The following is a 20,304-nucleotide window of genomic DNA, read 5'->3' as shown; positions in this document are numbered from 1 at the left end:
AAGGCGTGCTTCGCGCCGCAAAGCCTTTGCGCTTCTTCAGAGATACGCCCACCCGATGACCATCGTCGTCCGCACCCTCTCCGACCAGACCTATGAGCTGGTCCGCAAGCGCATCCTGCTGGGCCAGATGGCCCCAGGGACGCCGGTGCGACAGGACACGATCGCCGAGGAACTGGGCGTCTCGAAGATCCCGCTGCGCGAGGCCCTGAGCCGGCTGGAGCAGGACGGGCTGCTGAGCTCGTACCCGAACCGTGGCTATGTCGTTCGGCCGCTGTCGATCGACGAGGCCCACGAGGTGTTCGACCTGCGTCTGAAGCTGGAGCCCGCCGCGACGGGCGCCGGCTCCAAGAAAGCTACCCCCGAAGACCAGCAGGCGGTCAAGGCCGCCCTGGCCGCGCTGGAGACGGCCCAGCAGAGCGGCGCGCCCGGCGATCACGTGTCGATGAACCGCGCCTTCCACATGGCGATGATCCGTCCCTCCGGCGGCCTGGTGACCTTCCAGCTGCTCGAGCGCTTGCAGGTCCTGGCTGAGCGCTATGTCCGCGTCCATCTGGAGCCGTACGGCCGCGAGGCCCGCGCCGCCGAGGAGCATCGCGAACTGCTGGACGTCTGGATGAAGGGCGACGCCGCCAAGGTCGAGTCCCTGACCGCCGCCCACATTCGCGGCACCATGAAGGACCTGCAGCAGCAGCTGTCGACCTAGCCGCCGCGCTTATTGCACCCAATCTGATACCGTATACAGTCTTGTGTTCTGGGAGCACGGGGGTGGATCATGCTGCGCGGATGGACGATCGGACTGGCCGTCTGGCTGGCGGGGGTCTCGGCGCAGGCCGCGCCCAAGCCGTCTGAAGCTCTGCTCATCACCAACGTCACGGTGATCGACGGCACGGGCGCCGCGCCTCGGCCCAACACGGCCGTCCGGATCGAGAACGGCCGCATCGTCTCGATCGTTGACGCGCCTGCCAAGCCGCCAAAGAAGGCCCGGGTCATCGACGGCAAGGGCCGCTATCTGCTGCCCGGCTTCGTCGACAGCAACGCCCACGTCTCGGTCTACGGCACGCCCGCGCGGCGAGACACCTCACTGAAATATGCCGATCGCGGCGAGGAGTTGGCCCTGGAATTCGCCCAGCGGGCCCTGAAATATGGCGTCACCACGGTGCGCGACAGCTATGGCGTCCTGCCGCCGACCCTGGCGGTGCGCGACCGCATCGGTCGCGGCGAGGCCGTCGGCGCGCGGATCAAGGCGGCCGGCAACATCCTGGGCTGGAGCGGGCCGTTCTCGCTATCCTTCTCGCTGACCAAGGACAGCGACCTGTCGGTGTTCCAGGAGCAGTGGAACGACCTGCTGGCCCAGGACATGGGCGAGGAGATCATGGACATGACGCCCGACGAGCTGCGGGTGGCCATGAACCGCTATCTCGACAAGGGCGTCGACTTCATCAAGTACGGCGGCACCAGCCACTTCATCCGCCCGTCGCTGATCGGCTTCTCGCCACGCCAACAGACGGTGATCGTCGAAGAAGCCCACAAGCGCGGCAAGCCGGTCGAGACCCACGCCACCAGCTCCGAGGGCCTGCGCCTGGCCGTCGAGGCCGGCATCGACCTGATCCAGCATCCCGAGCTGATGAGCCGCGACCTGCCCGACGACCTTATCCAGCTGATCGTCGAGAAGAACGTGCTGTGCGGCATGCGGGCCAACATGATCACCGGCGCGGCCCGCCAGAAGCACTTGGCCCAGCGTGCGGAAACGCAAGCCAAGATCGACAAGCTGCCGGCCGCGACGACCAGCGCCGAGCGCTGGCGGCGGCTGGATCAGCTGGGCGACAACGAGGACGTCCAGCGCCGCAACGCCGAGCGGCTGATCAAGGCCGGCTGCCGGGTGACGCCGGCCACCGACGCCTTCTTCGGCGACGCGCCGGAGTTCCGCCGGACGCCCAAGCCGGACACGGCCGAGCCGGGCATCGGCACGCTGCGCGCCATCGAGGGCTTCGTGGAACTGGGCCTGACGCCGATGCAGGCGATCGTGGCGGCGACGAAGAACGGCGCGGCGGCCGCGGCGATGTCCAACGACCTGGGCGTGATCGCGCCCGGCAAGATCGCCGACATGGTGCTGCTGTCAGCCGATCCGCTGGCCGACATCCGCAACATCGAGAAGATCGACGGCGTCATCGCCCAGGGCCGCTGGGTCGATCCGGCCGCCCTGCCCGAGCGGCCGGTCTTCTACGGCAAGGCTGGATCCTAGAAGGATCCAGCTTTTACACTTGGAGCGTGGCGGACGCCGAAACCGCTCACACTTTCGGCTGCCACGCTCTACCGCCGCCGCGCCGTGATGATGGTGTCGATCTGGTCGACGCGCGGGTTGATGAACTCCAGCTGCACGCGGCCGTCGGCCATGGTCTTGACCGTCGCCGGGACGGAGCTGTTGGTCAGCACCCAGCCGGCGGGCAGCACCACGGTGTTCAGCGGCCGGCCGAACGACCGCCGCCAGACCAGCTCGTCGCCGACCAGCTTGTAGCGCTCAGCGTCGGTATAGGTCTCGCTGAAGCGCAGGCGCGCGCTCTGGCCGGGCTTCACCGGATCGAAGCGGAAGACGATGGCCTCGGTCTCCGGCTTCACGCCCTTCTCGTCGGGCGCGGCCTTCAGGATGGCGTCGCCCTTCAGCATCTCCCACTTCAGGGCCGCGCCAGTGTCGAGATTGCGCGCCGACGGCTTGGACGCGGCGCTGCCGGCCCGGACGATGTTGACGTAGACGCCCACGCCCGGCCGGGTCTCGGTGTAGTCGTGATAGAGATCGAAGCTGTGGGTTTCCGGCGGCTGCAGGAAGTACATGATCTCGCGGTTCTGGTAGGCGCGCTCGTCGAACTCGTCGGCCTGCGACGAGGCGCCGGCTTTCAGGTTCGGCGAGGGCTTGGCTTTGATGATCAGCGGCGCCTGGGCCGGGGTGTTGTTCCAGAAGGCGATCTTGATGCGGCCGTCGGCCTCTTGCAGCACCTGGGCCGGGTAGTTGCAGGACACCAGCTCGTAGCCCGCCGGCAGCACCACCGCATTGCGCTTCACGCCAAGCGGCCGGTCGAAGACGATCATCTCGCCGTCCTGGTAGTAGCTCTTGGCGTCCTCATAGGTCTTGTCGATCAGCACCCGGCCCTCGCCGCCGTCGGCCGGCACGGGATGGGCCAGCTCGACCTTGATGTAGCTGCCGTCCGGCGTCGCGCCGCGCACGCCGCCGGCCTTGGCCACGTCGCCCGGGACGACGTCGAACTTCAGCGGCTTGCCGGTGGCGCGGTCGTTGACGCTCTCGTCGGTGGCGACGCTGCCGGGCCGGATAGGATTGTAATAGGCGGTCGCCCCGGCCGAGCTGGCGGTGATCTCGTAGACGATCCGGAACTTGTGGCTGCCCGGGCCGAGCAGTTCGTAGCGGGTATAGCCGTCGGACTCGGTCTGCTGCAGAGGCGTCGTCGCCGTTTGCGCGTGCAGCGGGCCCGCCAGCAGCAGCGTCAGAGCCGTCCCGGCCAGCGCCTTGCGAAATACCGACATACTTCCCTCCCCTTTGGCTTCACGTCGAGCCCAGGCAACGTATACATAATACGATAACAGCGGTAGCGCTTTGGGGACTGTACATGCGGACTGGCGGATTGATCCTACTGGCGTTGGCCCTGCAGGCGACGCCGGCCCTAGCCCAAGTGACGGCCGAAGACATGGCCCGCTCGCTGCACCTGCGCGAGAAGCTGATGTACCTGACGCGGGACGTCGCCGATCCGGCCGCCTGGTCGGGCGACGACAAGCTCTTCTACCGCAAGACGGTCGAGGGCGGATTCGCCTTCGTCACCTATGACGTCAAGACCGGCGCCAAGACGGCGAGCTTCGACCAGGCCCGCATCGCCGCCGGCCTGGGCAAGGCGACGAACACCGCCTACGCCCCGCTGCGGCTGCCGTTCGAGAGCTTCACCTTCGCCGACAACGGCGCGGCGATCCGGTTCTCGTTCAATGAGACCGGCTGGCGCTGCACCTTGACGGACTACACCTGCGCCGAGGCGCCCCGGCAGGGCCGGCCTAGCGGCTTTGGCGTCGTGCGTGACCTCGCCGTCCCCGCCGCCAATCCCCCGCGCCGCTCGCCCGACGGGAAGTGGGAGGCCCATGTCGAGAACTTCAACATCGCCGTGCGCCCGATCGGCGGCGCGTGGAAGCGGATCAGCACCGACGGCTCGGACGCCAACTTCTACGATCCGGAGTCGATCGCCTGGTCGCCGGATAGCGCCAAGCTGGCCGCCTACCGCGTGCGCCCCGGCTTCCGCCGTATCGTCACCCGCGTCGAGAGCAGTCCCGCCGACCAGGTGCAGCCCAAGCTGCAGACCCAGCTCTATCCCAAGCCCGGCGACGCGGTGGACATCGAGCAGCCGGTCGTCTTCCTGGCCACCGAGGGCAAACAACTGGCTACGCCGGACACCCTGTTCAGCAACCCCTACGATCTCTCGAAGCTGGAATGGCGCAAAGACAGCGCCACGGTGTCGTTCATCTACGAACAGCGTGGCCACCAGCTGGCCCGGGTGATCGAGATCGACGCCAAGACGGGCGCGCCGCGCGCCGTGGTCACCGAGGCCGCCAAGACCTTCATCAACGAGGGCCGCCGCTTCCGCCAGGACATCGACAACGGCCGCGAGGTCATCTGGATGTCCGAGCGCGACGGCTGGAACCACCTCTACCTGTTCGACGGCAAGACCGGCGCGGTGAAGACCCAGATCACCAAGGGCCCGTGGTTGGTGCGCCAGGTGCTGAAGGTCGATGAGGCCAAGCGGCAGATCTATTTCGCGGCCGGGGGCATGGTCGCGGGCCAGGACCCCTACTTCCAGCAGGTCTATCGCATCGGCTTCGACGGCAAGGGCCTGACCGCCCTGACCACCGCCGACGCCTATCACGACGTGGCGCTGTCGCCGGACGGCAGTCTCTATATCGACACCTATTCGCGGGTGGACCTGCCGCCGGTCTCGGAGCTGCGCCGCACCAGCGACCAGAGCCTGGTCGCCACGCTGGAGAAGCCCGACATCAGCCAGCTGGTCGCCGCCGGCTTCAAGCCGCCCGAGCCATTCGTCGCCAAGGGCCGTGACGGCAAGACCGACATCTACGGCCTTATCGTCCGCCCACGGAACTTCGATCCCAGCAAGCGCTATCCGGTGATCGAGAACATCTATGCCGGCCCGCACTCCAGCTTCGTGCCCAAGACCTGGTGGCCGTTCGGCTATCACGCGGGCGGCGACAAGGTGACGGGCATGCAGTCGCTGGCGGACCTGGGCTTCATCGTCGTGCAGATCGACGGCATGGGCACGCTGAACCGCTCGAAGGCCTTCCACGACGTGGCCTGGAAGAACCTGGCCGACTCCGGGTTCCCCGACCGCATCCTCTGGCACAAGGCCGCCGCCGCGAAGTACCCGTGGTACGACGCCAGCCGCGTCGGCATCTACGGCGGCTCGGCCGGCGGCCAGTCGACGGCGCTGGCCCTGCTCTATCATCCGGAAGTCTACAAGGTCGGGGTGGCCTTCGCGGGCTGCTACGACAACCGCATGGACAAGATCAGCTGGAACGAACAGTGGCTGGGCTGGCCGGTCGACCAGAGCTATTCGGCGGCTTCCGCCGTCGATAACGCCTGGCGGCTGCAAGGCAAGCTGCTGATGATCGTCGGCGAGCAGGACAAGAACGTCGACCCGGCCTCGACGATGCAGGTGGTCGATGCGCTGATCAAGGCGGACAAGGAGTTCGACCTCTTGGTCATGCCGGGCGAAGGCCACTCGGTCGGCCGCTCCACCGGCCCGATCGACTACGGCCAGCGCAAGGAGTTCGAGTTCTTCTTGCGTCATCTGGCCGGCCAAGAACCACCGAACTGGAACGCCCGGTCGATGGTGACGCCGGTGGCGGCGCGCTGAACGAAAAGAGGCTCCCGATCGGTCTGATCGGGAGCCTCTTCAATTAGCCCAGAGAGAACTTAGTTGGCCTGGGCGGCGCCGTCGTAGAACCCGTCCAGGTCCTTCTTGAACTGCGTCGTCACCGCCGGGTTGATGTAAACCATGTGCCCGGATTCGTAGTACTTGTAGGTCAGGTTCTTCTGCAGGGTCGGGTCGATCTGCATGTGCTTGAGATCGTACTCGGCGCCGAAGAACGGCGTGGCCATGTCGTAGTAGCCGTTCAGCGACAGCACCTTCAGCTTCGGGTTCTGGCGCATGGCCATCGACAGGTCGAGGGCCGTGTCGGCCAGGGCCATCTGGCCACCGCCGCCACCGCGACCGCCCGGGGCCTTGTGCTTCTGGTCCCACTTCCCGCCGCCGATCTGGGCGTAGTAGTTCGGGCGATAGCTGAGCTTGGTCTTATAGCCCAGCGTGCCGAACAGGTACTTGTTCAGCGCGCCGATATAGGCCCCGCTGATCGAGGTGTCGGTGGCGTCGTACTCCGGGCCGTCGCCGCCGGCGTCGACGTCGATGCCCTTGAAGCGCGAGTCCAGGCGACCGACCGTGCGGGCCTGGTCACGCAGCAGCTCCTTGCGGAACCGCCCGAGCTCGACGCGCAGGTCGACGCTGAGCAGGAACTTCTCCGACAGGCCGGTATAGGCGCTCATCTGCTTGGCGATGGCGGCGCGCTCGGCGTCGCTGAGGTCCGAGCCCTTGGCCATGGCCGTGGCATAGGGACCACGCGCCCACTCGCGCACCTCGGTCAGGAACGGCTCCAGCGCCGCCGGGCGGTTCTGCAGGCGGTTGTGGTACCAGGCCGTCGCCGCGTAGCTGGGCAGGTAGGTGACGAAGATCTGGTCGAAGCCCGGCTGGCGCACGCCGTAGTTCAGGATCGACGACAGCAGCACCACGCCGTTCATCTGCACGCCGCGTTCCTGCAGGGCCTGGACCAGGCCGGCCGAGCGCAGGGTGCCGTAGCTCTCGCCGAACAGGAACTTGGGGCTGTCCCAACGGTCGTTGATCGTCAGGTAGCGCATGATGCCCCGCGCGAAGGCGTCGATGTCCTGGTCGACGCCGTAGAACTCCGGCCCCTTCATCTTGCCGATCGGCCGCGACAGGCCCGTGCCGATGGCGTCGATGAAGACGATGTCGGTCTTGTCCAGCATCGTCTCGTGGTTCTCGGTGATCTTGTACGGCGCCGGGGCGGCGACATCGACCAGCGGGGTTTCGACGTGCACGGGACCGATCGAGCCCATGTGCAGCCACATGCTCGAGGAACCCGGGCCGCCGTTATAGGTGAAGGTCACCGGACGCGGCGCCGAGCCCTTGGGACGGTCGGCGACATAGGCGACGTAGAACATCGAGGCGATCGCCTCGCCGTCGTCGTTGCGGATGACCACCGTGCCGGGGGTGACGGTGTAGCCGATGACCTTGCCGGCGACGGTGACCGAACCGCGCTTGGGCTGGGCGTCTTCTTCGGCGGTGGCCTGGGCCAGGTCCGGGGCGTCGGCCTTGCCGGCCTTTTCGGGGCCCTTGGCCGGGGCCTCGACGGCCGGAGGCTTCTCCTGGGCCAGGACGGGTTGGGCCGTCAGGGCGGCGAGGCCCAGGGCGGCGACGAGAGGATACGCACGCATCAAATTCTCCAGGTGGAATACGGTTTTCTGGACTGCGGGGAGGTCTTAGGACGCCGGGGTGGTCGGGCTCTGCCCGCCGTCGGCGATGTATTGGTCGAGGCGCGCTTCCAGCACCGGCAGCGGCACCGAGCCGAGCGCCAGGATGACGTCGTGGAACTTGCGTTGGTCGAACTTGGGCCCAAGCTTGGCCTCGGCTTCCGCGCGCTTCTTGCGGATGCTCAGCTCGCCCAGCTTGTAGGCCAGGGCCTGGCCGGGCCAGCTGATGTAGCGGTCGACCTCGGTCTCGATGTCGTGCTGGGCCAGGGCCGTGTGGCTGGCCAGGTAGTCGATGGCCTGCTGACGGGTCCAGCCGTCGTGGTGGATGCCGGTGTCGATCACGAGGCGCGCGGCGCGCCACATCTCGAACGACAGGCGGCCGAAGTCCTCATAGGGCGTGCGGTAGATGCCCATCTTGGTGCCCAGCCACTCCATGTAGAGCGCCCAGCCTTCGCCATAGCCCGAGAAGTAGGTCTGCTTGCGGAAGGCCGGCCGGCCGGTCTGCTCCAGCGCCACGGCGGCCTGGAAGCTGTGGCCCGGATTGCACTCGTGCAGGGTCAGGGCCGGGATCTGGTACAGCGGCCGCGACGGCAAGTCGTAGGTGTTCATCTGGCAGGATTCCAGCCCGCCTCGGCCCGACGTGTAGTAGGGCGCGATCGCCGCCGGCACCGGCACGATGGTGAAGCGGTAGCGGGGCAACAGGCCGATGGTGTTCTTCAGCTGGCCGTCCACGCGCTTGGTCACATAGGCCGACACGCCCAGCAGCTCGTCCGGGGTCTTGGCGTAGAACTGCGGGTCGGTGCGCAGGAACTTCAGGAAGGCGGGCATGTCGCCCTTGAAGCCGCTCTGCTCCTTGACCTTCTCCATCTCGGCCGAGATGCGCGCGACTTCCGACAGGCCGATCTGGTGGATCTGCTCGGCGGTCAGGTCGGTGGTCGTGTATTCCTTGATCTGCGCCTGGTAATAGGCCTTGCCGTCCGGCAGGGCCTCGGCGGCGATCGTCTTGCGGGCCTTGGGCAGGTACTCGTTGCGGTAATAGGCCAGCAGCTTGCCGTAGGCCGGGGCCACCGACTGGGCGATCACCTGCTTGGCCTCGGCGCGCAGCTTCTCCTGCTCCTCGGCCGGGATGCTCGACGGCATGTTGGCGAAGGCCTCGTAGAAGCCGTTCTTGGCCGGGTCGACGTCGGTGAAGGCGGCGATGGTGGCGTCGCGGCCGCTGAGCGCCTCGCGCGGCACGGTGTAGCCGCGGGCCACGCCGGCCTTCATGTTGGCGATCTGCTCGTCGAAATAGCGCGGCACGTCGCGCATGCGGCCGATGTAGCGGCGATAGCCTTCGGCGCTGGAATAGCTGCTGCGCGCGGCCAGGCCCGACCAGAACTGGCTGTCGGCGTTGAACGGCGCTTCCCAGGTCCGGTACTTGCCCTGGGCGACGAAGGCCTCGAGGCTGGTGCGGAACACCGCCGCGTTGATCTTCTCCTCGGGCGACAGCTGGTCGACGGGGATCTTGTTCAGCTCGGCCAGGGTCTTGGTCCAGTAGGCCAGACGAGTTTCCTGGGTGGCCGCGTCGACATGCTGCAACGTGCCGGCGCCGCCGCTGAACGGCGCGTCGCTGGCCAGGCGGCCGAACTCCTTCTGTCGCCAGGCCCACTCGGTGTCGTAGAGCGCCTTCAGGCGGCTGTCGGCGTCGGTGGCCGTAGCCGCCGTCGCGGCGGCGGTCTGGGCCAGCGAAACGGCCGGAGCCCCGGCCATCAGGGCCAGGGCGGAAACGAGCATCAGGGACCGAACGAACAAGGGAAGTCTCCATCCAAAACTTGGAAAGCTGGGGTCAGGATTTGGTCGCGTTGGGGTTCTTGCCGCCGCCGGCGATCCAGTCGTCGATGGCCTTTTCCAGGGTCGGCAGCGGCACCGAGCCCAGGCCCAGGATCGTGTCGTGGAACCAGCGCTGGTCGAAGTTGGCGCCCAGCTTGGCTTCCGCCTCGGCGCGCTTGCGACGGATCAGCATCTCGCCCAGCTTGTAGGCCAGGGCCTGGCCGGGATCGTTGATGTAGCGGTCGACCTCGATGGTGACTTCGTGGTCGGACAGGGCGGTGTGGCTGGACAGGTAGTCCAGCGCCTGCTGGCGCGACCAGCCCATGTGGTGCAGGCCGGTGTCGACGACGAGGCGGGCGGCGCGCCACATCTCGTAGGTCTCGCGGCCGAACTCGTCATAGGGCGTCTCGTAGACGCCCATCTTGGTCCCCAACCACTCCATGTAGAGCGCCCAGCCCTCGCCGTATCCGGAGAAGTAGGTGCGCTTACGGATCGCCGGGCGGTTGGGGCCTTCCAGCGCCAGGGCCGCCTGGAAGCTGTGGCCCGGCACGCACTCGTGCAGGGTCAGCGGCGGGATGGTGTAGAGCGGCCGGGCCGGCAGATTGTAGGTGTTCATCAGGCAGCTCTCGAGGCCGCCATTGCCGCCCGTCCCGAACGGCGCGATCGCCGCCGGGGTCGGCACAATGGTGAAGCGATAGCGGGGCAGCAGGCCGATGGTGAACTTCAGTTGGCCGTTGGCCTTGTTGGCCACATAGGCCGACTTGGCGATCAGCTCGTAGGGCGTCTTGGCGTAGAACTGCGGGTCGGTCTTCAGGTACTTCAGGAAGCCCTGGAAGTCGCCGGTCCAGCCGGCCTGCTTCATCGTCGCCTGCATGTCGGCGTCGATGCGCGCCACCTCCTTCAGGCCGATCTGGTGGATCTGGTCGGCGGTCAGCTCGGTGGTCGTGTATTCGCGGATCTTGGCCTGGTAGAAGGCCTTGCCGTCCGGCAGGCTCTCGGCGGCGGTGTTGGTCCGGGCGTGCGGGATGTAGTCGTCGCGGACATAGGCCAGCAGCTTGCCGAAAGCCGGCGCGGCGCTGCCCGTGATGGCCGCCCTGCCCTCCTCGATCAGCTTGTCGCGCTCGCCGGCCGGGATCGACGACGGCATGTTGGCGAACGGGCTGAAGAACGGGTTGGCCGTCGGGTCGCTGGCGGCCAGCGGCGCGATGGTGGTGTAGCGGCCCTCGATCGAAGCCTTGGCCTTGGTGAAGCCGCGCGCCTGGCCGGCCTTCATGTTGACGATCTGCTCGTCGACATAGCGCGGCATGTCGCGCAGGCGGCCGAGATAGGCGCGGTACTCGGCGACCGTCCCGAAGCCGGCGCGCGGAGCCATCCAGGTCCAGAAGCCGAACGGGTCCTCGTATTCCTTGAACTTGATCTGGCTGACGAAGGCCTCCAGCGCGGTGCGGAACACCGCGGCGTTGACCTTCTCCTCGGGCGACAGCTGGGCGACGGGGATCTTGTCGAGCTGGGCCAGCGCGTTGGTCCAGTAGGTCAGCCGGCGCTGCTGGCTGGCCGCGTCGACATGCGGCAGGCGATCACCCAGGCCGCCGCCCTCGTCATCGGCGTCTCGGCCGAACTCCTTGGCGCGCCAGTTCCACTCGGCGTCATAAAGGGCCTTCAGGCGCCCGTCGGCGCTGGTGGCCGCGACCGCCGGCTTCGCGGCTTGCGCGTGCGCCAGCATCGGCTGGGCCGCTAGCGCCAGCGCGATCACCACTCCGGAAACTCTTTTCATACGCCCCTCCTCCCCATGCCCTGGTCAGGTTGTTCTTGAAGACCCCGCCGGCGCATAGACCCGCACGCCGAAGACCGGACCACAGCGGGTCGTGTCGTCGGCGGGCTGGAAGCGCACGGTCACGCTTTCCTTGCCCCGGGTCAATTCTTGCGGGATCGGATAGTCGACATCGAAGAAATCGCCCGGATGCTGACCGGTCAGCGCCTGGGTCGCGATGCGGACGCCATCGATCAGGATGTCGAAGCGCTTGTTTCGCTCCTCACCCCAAAAAGTGGCTTGCAGGATCAGCGGGCCCGGCTTCACCGCGGCCCGGTATTCGAAGAAGCCGAAGGTGCGCGCGTCGCGGCCGTGGCGGCCGCGATAGGTGACCGCGTAGCTGTTCTTGGCGGTCAGGCCATGGTCGCGCTCGGCCTGCATTTCGCCCAAGTGCATGACGTCGACCGACCGCCGCGCCAGGTCCTGAAGCCGCGCCTGCTCGGCGGCGTAGGCGACCTGCTGCGCCTTCCAACCGGCCTCGTCGAAGGTGGCGAAATAGACGGCCGTGCGGCGGTCGCGCTGCTGGTAGAACGGCGCGAACGACAGGTCGGCGGGCTTGCCAATCCCCTTGGTTTGGTACTTGCCGAGCGCCGGCTCGACGGGAACGAAACCCGTCAGCGGATCGCGGGCGACCAGCGCCGGGGCGGGTCCGTCATAGGGCTGGCTGGACGGGCCCAGGTCGGCGGCCAGCACCACCGGCCCCTTCAGCACGGCCAGCACCGAGGAGTCGTCGTTCGTCGCCTCGGTCCGCAGTTTCATCGGCAGGTCGAGCGCGATGCGGTCGCCCTTGCGCCAAGTACGGCGCAGAACGGTGTAGTCGCCGGCCGGTCCCGCCGACATCGGCTCGCCGTTGACGCTGACCTTCGCGCCCTGGCACCAGCCGGGGATGCGCAGGGCGAGGCCGAACTCCTTCGCGCCCTCCAGGTCCTCGACCACGATCTCGACCCGCTCGCCGAACGGATAGGCGGTCTCCATCCGGAACTTCGCCCCCTGCTCGGCCCAGCGGGCGGTCGAGGGGATGTAGAGATTGACCAGCAGGGTGTCGCCGCTGCGCCACCAGATGGAGTCGCCATGCTTGGCGTGGCTCTCCATGCCGGAGCCGACGCAGCACCAGAAGTCGTCGAACGGCCGCGAGAACTTGCGCGCCGAGCCCGACATCAGCGGCACCATATAGGCGAACATGCCGGTCGCCGGGTCCTGGTGGGCCAGGATGTGGTTTAGGTGGGCGCGCTCGTAATAGTCGAACATCGCCGCCCGCGGCTGCCAGCCATAGAGATGCCGGGTCAGCTTCAGCATGTTGTAGGTGTTGCAGCTCTCGCAGGTCTGCTCGGTGATGTGCCGCGAGATGGTGCGGGGCGCGGTGAAGTACTCGCGGTCGGCGTTGCCGCCGATCACGTAGCTGTAGTCGCGGGTCACCGTCTCCCAGAAGAAGTGCGCCGCCACCGCCTGGTCGGCCCGGCCGGTCAGCTCGTGCAGCCGCGCCAGGCCGATGACCTTGGGGATCTGGGTGTTGGCGTGGATCCACGGCAGCGAGTCGCGGCGTTGGCTCAGCGGATCCAGGACCTTGGCGTGATGCAGGCGCTCGGCCAGGTCCAGCCAGCGCACGTCGCGGGTGCGGGCGTAGAGCTCGGCGAAGCTCTCGTTGATGCCGCCGTGCTCGCAGTCCAGCACCGCCTGCACCTGGGCGTCGGTGAGCTTGGCGAAGACGGCGTCGATATAGGCGGCCAGGCCGAGCGCGACCTTCAGGGCCTGCTGGTTGTCGCAATAGAGCTGGGCGTCGAACAGGCCCGCGAAAAGCTTGTGCCAGTTGTAGAACGGCACCCAGCAGCCGTTGAGATCGAAGCCCATCGAGCGGATGTCGCCGGCGATCAGCTCGGGAAAGATCGCCTTGCCGTCCTCGACGATGTCGCCGCGCTTGCGGGTGAAGCCGGCGACATAGCCGTCGCCCTGCTTGGCCTGGACCACCGCCAGCTCGCCGACGATGTAGTCCACCCGCCGCTTGCACTCGGCGTCGCCGGTCTGGGCGTACATCAGCGACAGGGCCGTCAGGTAGTGGCCCAGGGTGTGGCCGGCGATCGTGTCGCTCTCCCAGCCCCCATAGACCTTACCCTTCGGTTCCAACCCGGCGCTGGTGCGGAAGTTGTGCAGCAGCCGGTCGGGCTCCAGGGCGTGGAGGTAGCGGCGATTGGCCTCCACCGCCGTCAGCCACGGAGAGTCCAGCAGCCGCACGTCGGCCAACGGCAACGGGCTGGCCGGCCCCAGCGGGGCCAGCGGCGCGGCGCTCAGCAGCGACGGAGCCGAGGCGGCCGCCCCGGCCAGCGCCAGCAACATGCGACGATCGATCAGCTCCACGCGCCCCGCCCCTACTTGGTTTCAGGCAGAGCCGGGTTGAAGCCGGGCGGATTGACCCCGCCGTCGGCGATGAACTGGTCCAGCCGCTCCTCCAGGGTCGACAGCGGCACCGAGCCCAGGGCCAGGATGGCGTCGTGGAAGTCGCGCTGGTCGAACTTCGCGCCCAGCTTGGCCTCGGCCTCCGCGCGCTTCTTGCGGATGACCATCTCGCCCAGCTTGTAGGCCACCGCCTGGCCGGGCCAGGCGATGTAGCGATCGATCTCGGTCTCGATCTCGTGCTCGGACAGCGCGGTGTGGTCGCGCAGATATTGCTGGGCCTGCTCGCGGGTCCAGCCGTCGTGGTGGATGCCGGTGTCGATCACCAGGCGGCTGGCGCGCCAGATCTCGTAGGACAGCCGGCCGAAGTTCTCATAGGGCGTGTCGTAGACGCCCATCTTCGTCCCCAGCCACTCCATGTAGAGCGCCCAGCCCTCGCCATAGCCCGAGAACGAGGTCTGCCGGCGGAAGTCGGGACGGCCCTTGGCCTCGGCCGCCACGGCGGCCTGGAAGGCGTGGCCCGGATTGCACTCGTGCAGGGTCAGGGCGGTCAGGGTGTACAGCGGCCGCGACGGCAGGTCGTAGGTGTTCATCAGGCAGCTATCGAGGCCGCCGCGCCCGCCGGTGTAGATCGGCGCCAGGGCCGGCGGCACGGGCAGGATCGCGAAGCGCCGGCGCGGCAGGAAGCCGATGGTGTCGGCCAGCTTGCCGTCCACGCGCTTGGCCACATAGGCCGAGAACGACAGCAGCTCCTTCGGGGTCTTCGGATAGAACTGCGGGTCGGTGCGCAGGAACTTCAGGAACTCCGGCATCGTGCCTTTGAAGCCGGTTTGGGCCTTGACCGCCTCCATCTCGGCGCTGATCCGGGCGACCTCCTCCAGGCCGATCTTGTGGATCTGATCGGGCGTCAGCTTCAGGGTCGTGAAGCCCTCGATCTGCGACTGGTAGAAGGCCTTGCCGTCCGGCTCGGCCTCGGCCGCCAGGGTGGTGCGGGCCTGCTTCATGTACTCGTCGCGGATGAAGGCCAGCAGCTTCGCATAGGCCGGGATCACCGACTGGGTCAGGACCTGCTGGGCCTCGGCCTTCAGGGCCGCTTGCTCGTCGGCCGGGATCGAGGCCGGCATGGTCGCGAACGGGGCCAGGAACGGGTTGTCCGCGCCGGTCGAGAGGTTGGGCTCCATGGTCTTGTCGCGACCGGTGACCACCACGCGCGGCACGCTGTAGCCGCGCTTGAGACCGCTGCGCATATTGGCCGTCTGCTCGTCGAAATAGCGCGGGATATCGCGCATCCGGGCGATGTAGTTGCGATAGTCCTTGGCCGTCTTCAGCGCGCCGCGCGGGGCCAGGCCCGACCAGAAGAAGGTGTCGGCGTTGAACGGCGCCTCATAGGTCTTGAAGCGGGCGTTGTCGGCCAGGGACTTCACCGAGGCGCGGAAGATCTCGCCGTTGATCTTCTCTTCCGGCGACAGCTGGGCGACCGGGATCTTGTCCAGCTCGGCGAGGACGGCGGTCCAGTAGGTCAGGCGCGCGGCCTGGCTCTTGGCGTCGACCTTGGGCAGATGGTCGGCGCCGTCGCCCCAACGGCCGGTCTCGTCGCGGACCCGGCCCAGCTCGTTCTGCCGCCAGGCCCACTCCCGCTCGTACAGCGCCTTCAGCTGCGTATCGGCGGCGGACGCCTGGGCGGCGGCATGACCCGCCCCCGCCAGCATCGTCGCGGCCAGCAGCGCCGCGATCATCGAACCCTTGTTCATGCCCCTACTCCCACTTCACGCGAACCTTGGAAAATCAATGTGTCAGGTCGATTGCTTCGATCGGCATCGGACCGCCTGGCAGACCGCGCGCGGTCTTTTCCTTGAGCACCGACTGGCGGATCTCTTCCCGCAGCTTGCGCGCGTCGTAGAGGATGCCGTCCTTGATGGTCCAAGCCACGCCGCCGACGCGCTCGACCTTGCCGGTGTCGTCATTGAGGTGCAGCGAGCCGGTGCCGAACAGCAGCTTCATGTTGGCCAGCGGGTTGCCCTGGACCACCACGAGGTCGGCCTTGCGACCCACGCGGATAGTGCCGACCTGGTCCTCGTGACCCAGTAGGCGCGCGCCTTCCTGGGTGGCCGAATGGATCACTTCCAGCGGCGAGAAGCCGGCCTCGCGCAGCAGCTCCATCTCCTGGATGTAGCCGAAGCCATAGAGGTTGTAGATGTAGCCGCTGTCGCTGCCGACCGTGACCCGCCCGCCGCGGTTCTTGTACTCGTTCACGAACTGCATCCAGAGGCGGTAGTTGTCCTTCCAGGCGACCTCGTCCTCGGTGGTCCAGTCGAACCAGTACGAGCCGTGATTGACGCGGCTGGGGCGGTAGTAGTCCCACAGCGCCGGCATGGTGTAGTCGTCGTGCCAGGTGGCCCGGCTCATGCGCATCAGGTCGCGGCTGGCCAGATAGGCGGTGAAGGTAGGGTCCAGCGTGAACTTGCGGTCGAGAAGGGTCTTCATGACCTCTTCCCACTTGGCCGAGCCTGGCGCGGCGGTCTGGGCCCACAGGCGGCCGGACTCGCCGAAGCGGTCCTGCTCGTCGTTGTTGACGAAGTCGTTGGGCCAGCGCTGCAGGCGCTTGTCGGTGAACATCGCCTCGGGCAGGCCGTACCAGTGCTCCATCGACTCCAGACCGTGGGCCGAGGTGGTCAGCACATTGGCGAAGGCCACGCTGGGCTGAGCGTGGTGCATGGTGGTGTGGAGGCCCAGCTTGTGGGCTTCCTCGATGGCCGCGAACAGCACGTCCTCGGAGCCGCCGATGAACTTGATGCCGTCGGCGCCGCGCGCCTTGGCCTCCTGCACGGCCAGGCGGGCCTGGACCGGGTCGTTGACCGGCGTGTTCCGGATCTTGTGGAAGAACGGATAGATGTCGATGCGCGGCGCGACGATCTCGTTGCGGGCGCTGCGGGCCTTGATGTCGGCCAGCCACTCGATCGGCCGGCTGGAGCCCACCTCGCGCACCGAGGTGACGCCGTTGGCGATCCAGAGCTTGAGGATGTAGTCCGACGGCACGTGCTGCGCGTCGTTCAGGCTGTGCAGGTGGACGTGGGCGTCCACGAAGCCGGGCATCACGTAGTAGCCGGTCAGGTCCAGCTCGTAGTCGCCCTTGGCCGCGCGGGCCGAGGGGTCGATGGCCTTGGGCGCGCCGATGCTGCGGATCTCGGCGATGCGGTCGTTGACCAGGACGATGTCGACAGGACCCTGGGCCGGGGCGCCTGTGCCGTCGATCATGGTGACGTTGCGCAGCACGACGCGGTTGAACGGACCGATGCCTTCGGTCCGTTTCGGGATCGGATCGGCGATCTTGCCCGCCGCCACGGACGGCGCGTCGTCCAGCGGCGCGGCTCCAGACACATTTGGCGTCGCCGTCGCCATCATCACGGCCGCCACCGAGATCAGCAGCGTCAGGGCCAGTCTCTTCATCGTTTCCCCCTCCCAAGGTCGAAAGGCCGCGAGCGTGTCGCCCGCGGCCCTCCGAGTATTCGTCTAGAAGCGCAGCCGCGCGCCCATGAAGTAGCGTCGGCCCAGCGTGTCGAAGAGCGACACGTCGGTGTTGGCGTCGCCGACCAGGGTGGTGCCCAGGATCGGCGGCTGCTTGTCGAACAGGTTGTTGACCCCGCCGAACAGGTTCACGGACTTGGTCACGTTCCAGGAGAACGAGCTGTCGACGTACCAAGTGGGATCGACCGACTTCACGACGTTGGTCGCGGTCGGATAGAGTTCCAGCTTGCCGATCATCCGAGCGCCGAGGCGCAGGGTGACGTCGCCGCTGGTATAGGTGCCCGACAGGTTCAGCTTGAAGTCCGGGGTGATGAAGCCGCCGGTGCCGCTGGAGCAGCCCGCGCCATAGAAGCCGGCGCAGTCCTGCGGCTTCTGGCTGACCAGCACCTGGGTCGAGCGCTCCATCAGCCAGCTGGCCACGGCGGTCAGCGACAGGTTGGCCGGCCCGCCCAGTTCCAGCACTTCCGGCAGCGGCAGCTTGTAGTCGACCTGGGCGTCGATGCCGCGCACCTTCAACAGGCCGATATTGCTGTTGCTGGTGCGGACGAAGTCGATCTGGCCGCTGGAGAGGCGCTTGACCGCCTGGCAGGTGACGCTTGCGGCGTTGAGGTTGGTGAAGCAGTCGTTCAGCGTCTGCTGGGCGTTGATCGTCGTGATGGCGTTCTTCACCTCGACGCTGAAATAGTCGACCGTGACGTTCAGGCGCGGGATGATCGGCGGCGAGATGACGGCCCCGATCGTGAAGGTGCTGGACTTCTCTTCCGTCAGGTTCGGGTTGCCGCCGCTCTCCACCGTCAGGCCCAGGGTGGCCTGGGTGAAGGTCTCGATGTCGGCGGCCGGCACGCCCTGGGCGATGCAGAGCTGCTTCTGGGCGGCCGTCGGCTTCTGGGCGGTGGCGCACGGGTCGGTGCCGCCGGTGAAGCCCTGCGCCCGGGCCGAATAGAGCTCGGCGATGTTCGGGGCGCGGATCGCGCGGTTATAGGCGCCGCGGAAGCGGAACCAGTCCAGCGGGGCGTATTCACCGCCGGCTTTCCAGGCGAACACCCCGCCGATCGACGAGTAGTCCGAATAGCGGGCCGCGCCCTCGATCGACAGGGTCTTGATGAACGGCAGGTCGGCCAGGATCGGCACGCGCAGTTCGCCGAACACCTCCTTGACGTCGAACGAGCCCTTCAGGGCGTTCGAGGACGCCGCGCCGTATTCGCCGTTCAGGTCGAAGGCGCTGGGAGTCGAGACGTACTGGTCCTTGCGGTATTCCGTACCGACCGCCATGGCGACCGGGCCGGCCGGCAGGGTGAACAGCGAACCGGCCAGTGAACCACCCGCCACCTGGCGCTCGAAGACGTCGTGGGCGTCGCGGTCGGGGGTCAGGAACTTGCCGGCCGCGGCGCTGATCGACCCCAGGCCGAAGATCGAGACCGGCACGCACCCTTGCGCGCCGCTGCGGCAGACCACCTGGCCGGCCCCGTTGACGATGGCGTCCAGGCCCTGGCTCAGGCGCGTCTGGTTGATCGTGCCTTCGTTATGGGTGTCGGTGCGGTTGCGCATGTACTGGTAGAAGGCGTCCCACCGCCAGGTGTGGTCGGCGACGTCGAAGTCGCCGCGCAGGCCGGTGGTGATCTCGTAGGACTGCCGCTCATAGAACGAGTTGCGGGTGCCCAGCTCGTCGGCGCGCCGCCCGCCGCCGACCACCGAGGCCGTGCCGCTGCGGGTCGGGTCGAAGATCGCGGCGTTGTCGATGAAGAACTGCCGCAGGGCCGGCGTCAGCGCCGCGTTGGTGGCGTAGTTGGGCACCAGCAGGGTCGACGAGGCCGCGCCCGGCGTCACCGGCGTGAACGAGTCCGGGGCCAGGATCGAGTTGTTGCGCGAATTGACGAAGAACGCCTCGGCATAGGCCGTGACATGGTCCGTCAGGTTGTAGTGACTGATGGTCGAGACGTTGTAGCGCTCCAGCGGGCGCTGCAGCAGGTTGAACGGCGCGTAGTTGTAGGTGTCTTCCGGCTGGCAGTACGGCAGCACCACGCCGCCCGCGCCGAAGCGGATGCCGGTGACCGAGGTGCAGGTCCCGCCGGGGGTCAGGTTGACGCCGACCAGCGCGGCGCGCTGGCTGGCGCTCAGCGGCACGCGGGTGCCGGGGATGCTGCCCGAGCCCGAATAGACCAGAGCGCCGTTCACCTCGCCCAGCGGGACCTTCGAGAAGTCCCGGTCGTTCTGGGTGATCGGGTCCTGCTTGGTGTAGGACAGCGACATGGCGACATTGCCGCGCCCGCCGTCCAGGTTGGCGCCCATGGTCAGGTCCAGCTTCTGGGACTTGGCGTCGCCGCGATCGGTGACGCCGTACTGGCCCGCGGCCTCGAAGCCCTCGAAATTGTCCTTGAGGATGAAGTTGACCGCGCCGGCGATGGCGTCGGAGCCGTACACGGCCGAGGCGCCGCCGGTGATGATCTCCGTACGCGCGATCAAGGTGTCCGGGATGCTGGCCAGGTCGACGTCGGCCGCCGAGTTGGCCGGGATGAAGCGCCGGCCGTTGACCAGAACCAGGGTCCGGGTCGAACCCAGGCCGCGCAGGTTGGCGGTCAGCACGCCCGAGCCGCCACCGTTGTTGACGGTGGAGGTGTTGCCCGAGGCCAGCTGCGGGAACTGGTTCAGCGTCTTTTCCAGCGTGACGTTGCCAGACTGCTTGATCTCCAGGTCGCCGACCACCGTGGTCGGGCTGGGCGCGGTCAGGTCGGTGCGCGGCAGGCGCGAGCCGGTGACGATAATCTCCTCGACCGTCGCGGGCGCGTCGCCGGACTGGGTCTGGGCCAGCGCGGGCGCGCCGAGCGCCAGAAAGCCGCCGATCATGCTGGAACAAAGAACGATGGAGCGAAGGTTCTTGCGCACCATGCTCGCGCCTTGATCACTATTTCTCATGCTCAATCCCCCAATCCTGGTCGAGTGTGTCGATATTGCCGGACCGTTAGTTCTCACCACTGTTTGCGAATACGGCCGTGCGCCACGCCTTTGACGCACGAGGAAGCGCTCGATACCCGCCATGTGACCGGCAGATACCGTTGAAGAAACATTTCAAGACCGAGGGTGACCGCGATCAGCAACCGTATACAGAATACGGTATATAGGATCAGCGTTTGGTCAACCCCGTGTTTCCAATTTGTGAAGGCCTGTGGAT

Annotated in this window: 11 protein-coding genes; 3 read left to right on the top strand and 8 right to left on the bottom strand. The window is 67.4% G+C overall.

What is annotated here, in order from left to right; genetic code table 11:
• The first annotated feature begins 55 nt into the window (after positions 1-55).
• Positions 56-703 (top strand): GntR family transcriptional regulator, encoded by a 648-nt coding sequence (locus tag AC07YH_RS08865; protein WP_494746638.1) that lies wholly within the window; start codon positions 56-58, stop codon positions 701-703.
• A 69-nt stretch (positions 704-772) separates the two neighbouring features.
• Entirely contained in the window at positions 773-2,242 is a 1,470-nt protein-coding gene (locus tag AC07YH_RS08860; RefSeq protein WP_494746637.1) for an amidohydrolase family protein, read from the top strand.
• Between the two features lie 68 nt (positions 2,243-2,310).
• Here AC07YH_RS08860 and AC07YH_RS08855 read toward each other — a convergent pair whose 3' ends face one another.
• Positions 2,311-3,534 (bottom strand): hypothetical protein, encoded by a 1,224-nt coding sequence (locus AC07YH_RS08855; RefSeq protein ID WP_494746636.1) that lies wholly within the window; start codon positions 3,532-3,534, stop codon positions 2,311-2,313.
• A gap of 83 nt (positions 3,535-3,617) precedes the next feature.
• Between AC07YH_RS08855 and AC07YH_RS08850 the strand changes: the two genes are divergently transcribed.
• Positions 3,618-5,915 carry a S9 family peptidase gene (locus tag AC07YH_RS08850; protein ID WP_494746635.1) on the top strand — a complete coding sequence of 766 codons (2,298 nt, stop codon included), beginning with the start codon at positions 3,618-3,620 and terminating at the stop codon, positions 5,913-5,915.
• Positions 5,916-5,974: 59 nt separating this feature from the next.
• Here the strand turns inward: AC07YH_RS08850 and AC07YH_RS08845 are convergent, their stop codons facing one another.
• The 7 genes from AC07YH_RS08845 to AC07YH_RS08815 form a co-directional block, all read right to left on the bottom strand.
• A complete protein-coding gene (locus tag AC07YH_RS08845; protein ID WP_494746634.1) occupies positions 5,975-7,567 on the bottom strand; it encodes a S10 family peptidase in 1,593 nt (530 codons plus the stop codon).
• 45 nt (positions 7,568-7,612) lie between these two features.
• Complete coding sequence (locus AC07YH_RS08840; RefSeq protein ID WP_494746633.1) at positions 7,613-9,394, bottom strand: DUF885 domain-containing protein; 1,782 nt, start codon at positions 9,392-9,394, stop codon at positions 7,613-7,615.
• A gap of 34 nt (positions 9,395-9,428) precedes the next feature.
• Positions 9,429-11,186, bottom strand: coding sequence for a DUF885 domain-containing protein (locus tag AC07YH_RS08835; protein WP_494746632.1), 1,758 nt, complete (start codon positions 11,184-11,186; stop codon positions 9,429-9,431).
• A 24-nt stretch (positions 11,187-11,210) separates the two neighbouring features.
• The gene (locus AC07YH_RS08830) at positions 11,211-13,574 is read right to left on the bottom strand and encodes a beta-L-arabinofuranosidase domain-containing protein (RefSeq protein ID WP_494746631.1); all 2,364 of its coding nucleotides are present in this window, start codon (positions 13,572-13,574) and stop codon (positions 11,211-11,213) included.
• 11 nt (positions 13,575-13,585) lie between these two features.
• A complete protein-coding gene (locus tag AC07YH_RS08825; protein WP_494746630.1) occupies positions 13,586-15,361 on the bottom strand; it encodes a DUF885 domain-containing protein in 1,776 nt (591 codons plus the stop codon).
• A 34-nt stretch (positions 15,362-15,395) separates the two neighbouring features.
• On the bottom strand, positions 15,396-17,057 hold the full coding sequence (locus tag AC07YH_RS08820) for an amidohydrolase family protein (protein ID WP_494746629.1): 1,662 nt from the start codon (positions 17,055-17,057) through the stop codon (positions 15,396-15,398).
• 63 nt (positions 17,058-17,120) lie between these two features.
• A complete protein-coding gene (locus AC07YH_RS08815; protein ID WP_494746628.1) occupies positions 17,121-20,021 on the bottom strand; it encodes a TonB-dependent receptor domain-containing protein in 2,901 nt (966 codons plus the stop codon).
• Between the last annotated feature and the right edge of the window lie 283 nt (positions 20,022-20,304).

Source organism: Caulobacter sp. GW456-12-1-14-TSB4, assembly GCF_059424195.1.
The sequence above is the reverse complement of the archived record's forward strand: the minus strand, read 5'-3'. Positions and strand labels throughout refer to the sequence as shown.